The sequence below is a fragment of the Mesorhizobium sp. M7A.F.Ca.CA.001.08.2.1 genome, assembly GCF_003998455.1.
In the GTDB taxonomy this organism is placed as follows: Bacteria; Pseudomonadota; Alphaproteobacteria; order Rhizobiales; family Rhizobiaceae; genus Mesorhizobium; species Mesorhizobium ciceri.
Genome location: NZ_RZPW01000588.1, coordinates 1 through 4,066, shown reverse-complemented (window position 1 = coordinate 4,066; position 4,066 = coordinate 1). Strand labels below are relative to the sequence as shown.

The 4,066-nt window shown below is 60.2% G+C and carries 7 protein-coding genes; 5 read left to right on the top strand and 2 right to left on the bottom strand.

What is annotated here, in order from left to right:
• Together EN914_RS26915 and EN914_RS26910 are read left to right on the top strand one after the other, a co-directional pair.
• A partial coding sequence (locus EN914_RS26915; protein WP_164778933.1) for a universal stress protein occupies positions 1-250 on the top strand: 250 nt, incomplete at its 5' end.
• A 157-nt stretch (positions 251-407) separates the two neighbouring features.
• Positions 408-677 (top strand): DUF6455 family protein, encoded by a 270-nt coding sequence (locus EN914_RS26910; protein WP_013525379.1) that lies wholly within the window; start codon positions 408-410, stop codon positions 675-677.
• Between the two features lie 57 nt (positions 678-734).
• Here EN914_RS26910 and EN914_RS26905 read toward each other — a convergent pair whose 3' ends face one another.
• Positions 735-1,433 (bottom strand): CBS domain-containing protein, encoded by a 699-nt coding sequence (locus tag EN914_RS26905; protein ID WP_013525380.1) that lies wholly within the window; start codon positions 1,431-1,433, stop codon positions 735-737.
• Between the two features lie 148 nt (positions 1,434-1,581).
• On the opposite strand from EN914_RS26905, the gene EN914_RS26900 reads away from it, so the two are divergent.
• On the top strand, positions 1,582-1,797 hold the full coding sequence (locus EN914_RS26900; protein WP_013525381.1) for a DUF1858 domain-containing protein: 216 nt from the start codon (positions 1,582-1,584) through the stop codon (positions 1,795-1,797).
• 2 nt (positions 1,798-1,799) lie between these two features.
• Here EN914_RS26900 and EN914_RS26895 read toward each other — a convergent pair whose 3' ends face one another.
• Positions 1,800-2,501 (bottom strand): Crp/Fnr family transcriptional regulator, encoded by a 702-nt coding sequence (locus EN914_RS26895; protein ID WP_024505309.1) that lies wholly within the window; start codon positions 2,499-2,501, stop codon positions 1,800-1,802.
• Positions 2,502-2,651: 150 nt separating this feature from the next.
• Here EN914_RS26895 and EN914_RS26890 point away from each other — a divergent pair, with 150 nt between their 5' ends.
• Positions 2,652-3,089 carry a pseudoazurin gene (locus EN914_RS26890; RefSeq protein WP_013525383.1) on the top strand — a complete coding sequence of 146 codons (438 nt, stop codon included), beginning with the start codon at positions 2,652-2,654 and terminating at the stop codon, positions 3,087-3,089.
• 102 nt (positions 3,090-3,191) lie between these two features.
• The coding region (locus tag EN914_RS26885; protein ID WP_127389363.1) for an NnrS family protein at positions 3,192-4,066 on the top strand (875 nt) is incomplete at its 3' end.

Here is a 4,066-nt window from a genome sequence, read left to right as displayed (position 1 = left end):
CGACAAGAGTATCCGCGACAGCCTTGCCGACGTCGCGGTCTTTCTCGAACATCACGGCATCATGGCAGGAACTGAGCTGATCGCCGGCGACCCAGACGGCGACAGGTTGCTGACATTTGCGCGGTCGATCCATGCGGACCTGATCGTCTCGGGTGCCTATGGGCACAGCCGTCTGCGGGAATGGGCGTTCGGCGGGATAACCCGCTCGCTGATTGAGGAAAGCGGCATCAACCGCTTCATGTCGTATTGATGGGTGGACGCCCCAGCAGCCGAGTACGCGGTGGGGTCCAGGAACTTCACTCTACCCCTTTCGCCGCCTTGGCCCGGCGACGGCTCCGTCGGTTGATCGAGATCAAGTCGTCGGCTGCCTGCATGGCTATGAGTCTCATAAGGCAGGAGTGACCAAGATGAGCTTTCTCGACTACCTGATTTCAGTCGACGCCAGGGTCGCGTTGATGGGTCGCATGATGCGCAAGCTGGGTGTCGACAGGCAGTTGAAAGTGGTGGCGGACCATGCAGCCGTCACCGATCGTGCGGTCAACCGCTGCCGATCCTGCGGCCATCAGGACGAATGCTCGACTTGGCTCGACCAAAACGAGCAAGCCGATGCTCCGCCAGACTATTGCCGCAACCGCGACCTGATCGCACGGCTACAACATGTGGCCGGACAGCGTTAGAACGTCGGGCGGCCAAGCACACATTTCGCCCCGGGAAATGGTGGTGCTAGCCCTTGGCTACGAGACCAGGATGACGGACAACGGCTCGGCGCAAAACAGATTGTCCTCAACGCCTTTAACGCCGGCTGCATTTTCGGCCGCGACGATTGCTGCCCGGCGCTCGCGCTCGTCGAAGATGGCGCCGTTCAGTTTTACGATCCCTTTGTCGACAGTGACATTGATCAGCTCATTTCGAGCCCATTTCTGCGCTGCAAGCTCCGCGACGATGCTCTGGCGTATCTGTTCGTTGTCAATGGCCATCGGGGTTGAGGCTGGCTGCATGTCAAGTAACGCACGAAGAAGATCGGAACGGGCAATCATTCCGACAACTTTATCGCCGTCGACGATCGGGACGCGTTTGATGCGGTGATGCGTCATCAACTCGACGACCTCGGCAAGCGATGCATTGGGGGATGCCGTGACGACGCTGTCGGTCATCACCTCTTCGATCCGTCGTCCGTTGGCGAGGACATATTCTTCGGCAACTCGTCCCGGGCTGACAAGAAACTCCAGCCAGCGTGGGCGCTTGCGCTGAGTGCCCAGCTCTTCACGGCGCAGGAGATCACCCTCGCTGATAATGCCCACCAGCGCGCCGTCACGGCGAATGACGGGAAGCCCGCTGATCTTGCTGGAGAGCATCAATCCGGCTGCATCGGCGATCGACGCAGACGGATCAATTGCAACGACCGGTGTGGTCATTATGGTTTTGGCTTGCATGCCAACCTCCTCAGATACTTTATCCCATTGCTTATCGAGGTCGCGCGCGCCGTGTCTTGATCTGAATCATTTTCAGATTGCGAAAGCGCAACGAGAGCGGTCCGAACGCGATTTATGAAGAGGCTTCGCAAATCGCGGAGACTTCATCGTGAAGCAACCCAGTTCGATTGACCCCGACATGGTCGTTGACGAAATCATGAGGAAATGGCCGGCAACGGTGGCTGTGGTGCTGAGATACAAGATGCTGTGCGTCGGCTGCCCGATCGGCACATTCCATACCGTGGCTGAAGCGTGCCTTGAACACCACGTCGATGAAAGCCGTTTCATCGCCGACCTGGAAGCGACTGTCCGCCGCAGAGAATGAGATCAGCGCTTGTCCCGGTTCTCGGCCAGAACTACAAGGCGGTGCGCATCCTTCACGGTGACCTTCTGGCGTCCGCTGACGATTATCCCATTGTCTTCCCACTTGCTGAGCAAGCGGCTGACGGTGTGCAGCGTCGTTCCCGTCATCTCGGCAATGTCCTGCCTGGAAATCGGGAAATCGATTTCGATGCCGCTGTCGGTCTTTCGGCCGGTCTGGTTTGCCAGTCGCAGAAGCGCATGCGCAACCCGCTGCTCCACCTGCTCGGTGGACATCTCCACGACCCGCGTCTGCGTCTCCTGCAGCCTGGTTCCAACCGTCCTGTATGTGGCCGCCCCAAACACTGGGAAGCATCCCGCCAGGTCCGGCCACAGAGCGTTTGGCCAGGCGAGCACCACGCAGTCCACCGCCGCAATTGCGCTGGCTGGGTAGGTCGTTCGGCCAAGTGCCGCGGCGACGCCAAAAATCTCGCCTTCGCTGATGTATCTGGCGATGACCTGTTGTCCGTCCGGTGTGGTGCGAACGACACGGATATGCCCGGCGATCAGCACGAAGAAGGAATGAGCCTCGGCTTCCTGCTCGAAGATCGCAGTCTCCTTGGCATAGCGAGACGACCGCGCATCCCGCAGGATCTCGCTCTGCTCGTCGGGCGTCAGACCCTGGAAGAGCGGCAGTCGCGAAATCAGCGATCGGTCCAGCGCAGCCAAGCGATTCCTCACGGCCCTACGGTTCCGCATCAGTCGTGCGGAAGACCTTTCTTATCCTGAGTTTGCGCCAGCGCAAATTGTTCCCAGCCGCGTCAGGCTAAATGGCATGGAACGGCGCAATGCCGCGAAGACGAAACAAAGGACAAATCGATGAAACTCTCCATCCTCGCCGCCGCAGTCTCTATCCTGGCGCTCGCCGGCGGCGCAAGCGCCGAAGAGCATATGGTGCAGATGCTCAACAAGGGCGAAAAGGGCGCCATGGTTTTCCAGCCGGCCTTCGTCAAGGCAGCCCCTGGCGACACCGTCAAGTTCGTGCCGACCGACAAGAGCCATGATGCCGAGTCAATCAAAGGCATGCTTCCAGACGGCGCCGAGCCCTTCAAGGGAAAGCCCAGCGAGGAAATCACCGTTACGCTGACAAAGGAGGGCGTTTACGGCGTCAAATGCGCGCCTCACTACGGCATGGGCATGGTCGCCCTGATCGTTGTCGGAAAGCCGGTCAATCTCGATGCCGCCAAGGCGGTCAAGCATCCCGGGAAGGCAAAGACGGTGTTCGCCGACCTGTTCACCCAGGTTCCGGTCAACTGATCGGCAATCGATACAGCCATGCCTGCCGCATGAGGGCAGGCGAGGGCCGGACGGACCGAGGGCGGCGGTTCATCCGGCCCTGTTCATTTGGAGACGCAAATCATGGGGATTCCACGCCTGCGGGCCTACACAGGACCCGCATTTCTTTCCTACGGATTCAGGCCCTTCTTCTTCCTCGGGTCGCTGTATGCCGCGCTCTCCATTCTGCTTTGGCTGCCGATATATGCCGGCGAAGTCGATGCCCACAGTGCGTTCGTTGCCGTCGACTGGCACATTCACGAGATGCTGTTCGGCTATCTGCCGGCGATCGTTACCGGGTTCCTGCTGACCGCCATCCCCAATTGGACTGGCCGGCTGCCCGTACAAGGCTTGCCACTGCTGGCGCTGGTCGTCCTGTGGCTTGCCGGGCGCGCCGCTGTCTACTTCTCGACCGACATCGGCTGGCAAGCAGCCGCGGTGATCGATGGCTCATTTCTGTTTGTGGTGGCTGCCGCCGCCGCCCGCGAAATCATCGCCGGACGCAACTGGCGCAACCTCAAGGTGCTGCTGCCGCTTGTCGTGATGGCGTGCGCCAACGGCATGTTCCATATCGAGGCGCACCTTCAAGGCACATCCGACATCAGCCGCAGGCTCGGTATGGCTGCGGGGATCGTACTCATCTCGCTGATCGGTGGGCGTATCATTCCGAGCTTCACACGCAACTGGCTCGCCCGGGAAAATCCTGGCAAGCTGCCTGCACCGTTCGGCCGTTTTGACATCGCATCGATAGCCATCTCAGCTATCGCGCTGGGAGCGTGGACGTTCGCCCCCCACAACCGCGTCTCAGGAATGCTTATGGCCGTCGCTGCAATCTGCCAGGTGTGGCGTCTGTCGCGCTGGGCTGGCGAACGCACATTGCGGGATCCGCTCGTGCTCATCCTCCGCCTTGCATATGCTTTCGTGCCCGTCGGTTTTGCGTTGGTTTCGGCGTCGATCCT